This window comes from Micromonospora sp. NPDC049139 (genome assembly GCF_055586845.1).
Genome location: NZ_JBVJHK010000052.1, coordinates 1,667 through 3,287, shown reverse-complemented (window position 1 = coordinate 3,287; position 1,621 = coordinate 1,667). Strand labels below are relative to the sequence as shown.

Annotated in this window: 1 rRNA gene (only partly in view); it reads left to right on the top strand. The window is 57.0% G+C overall.

Annotated features, from left to right (window positions below):
* Positions 1 to 56 precede the first annotated feature (56 nt).
* A 23S ribosomal RNA gene (locus tag ACZ6Q9_RS34090) occupies positions 57 to 1,621 on the top strand (it continues 1,616 nt past the right edge of the window).

Sequence of the window (1,621 nt, the reverse complement as noted above, 5' to 3'; positions counted from 1 at the left end):
CGGGTTGTGGGTTGGTCGTTTGTTGAGAATTGCACAGTGGACGCGAGCATCTTTGTGGTCAAGTTGTCAAGGGCGAACGGTGGATGCCTTGGCACCAGGAGCCGATGAAGGACGTGGGAGGCCGCGATAGGCCTGGGGGAGCTGTCAACCGAGCTGTGATCCCAGGGTGTCCGAATGGGGGAACCCGGCATCAGTCATGTGATGTCACCTGCACCTGAACACATAGGGTGTATGGAGGGAACGCGGGGAAGTGAAACATCTCAGTACCCGTAGGAAGAGAAAACAAATTAGTGATTCCGTGAGTAGTGGCGAGCGAAAGCGGATTGAGGCTAAACCGGCTGCGTGTGATACCTGTCAGGGGTTGCGTGGTCGGGGTTGTGGGACCCTGCTGAGTGTACTGACATGCGCTCAAGGAGTTATAAAGCCAGTTGCTAGCCGAACAGTCTGGAATGGCTGACCGTAGGCGGTGATAGTCCGGTAGGTGAAAGTGGCTGGTCTCCTGTGGGTGTTCCCGAGTAGCGGCGGACCCCTGAAATCTGCCGTGAATCTGCCAGGACCACCTGGTAAGCCTAAATACTTCCTGGTGACCGATAGCGGACGAGTACCGTGAGGGAATGGTGAAAAGTACCCCGGGAGGGGAGTGAAATAGTACCTGAAACCGTTCGCCTACAATCCGTCGGAGCCTTGCGGGGTGACGGCGTGCCTTTTGAAGAATGAGCCTGCGAGTTAGTGGCATGTGGCGAGGTTAACCCGTGTGGGGGAGCCGTAGCGAAAGCGAGTCTGAATAGGGCGATTCAGTCGCGTGTCCTAGACCCGAAGCGGAGTGATCTAGCCATGGGCAGGCTGAAGCGCGGGTAAGACCGCGTGGAGGGCCGAACCCACCAACGTTGAAAAGTTGGGGGATGACCTGTGGTTAGGGGTGAAAGGCCAATCAAACTCCGTGATAGCTGGTTCTCCCCGAAATGCATTTAGGTGCAGCGTCGCGTGTTTCTTGCCGGAGGTAGAGCACTGGATGGTCTAGGGGGCCCACAAGCTTACCGAAATCAGCCAAACTCCGAATGCCGGTAAGTGAGAGCGCGGCAGTGAGACTGCGGGGGATAAGCTTCGTAGTCGAGAGGGAAACAGCCCAGATCACCAGCTAAGGCCCCTAAGCGTGTGCTAAGTGGAAAAGGATGTGGGGTCGCATAGACAACCAGGAGGTTGGCTTAGAAGCAGCCACCCTTTAAAGAGTGCGTAATAGCTCACTGGTCAAGTGGTTCCGCGCCGACAATGTAGCGGGGCTCAAGCACACCGCCGAAGCTGTGGCATTCACATTTTTACCTTGCTTGGACGTGATTCCTTGTGCAGGTGTGTGGATGGGTAGGGGAGCGTCGTGCCGCGAGTGAAGCATCCGAGTGATCGAGGTGTGGACGCGGCACGAGTGAGAATGCAGGCATGAGTAGCGAAAGAAGGGTGAGAAACCCTTCCGCCGGATGACCAAGGGTTCCAGGGCCAGGCTAATCCGCCCTGGGTGAGTCGGGACCTAAGGCGAGGCCGAGAGGCGTAGTCGATGGACAACGGGTTGATATTCCCGTACCCGCGAAAGAGCGTCCCTGATGAACCTCGTTGTGCTAACCACCCG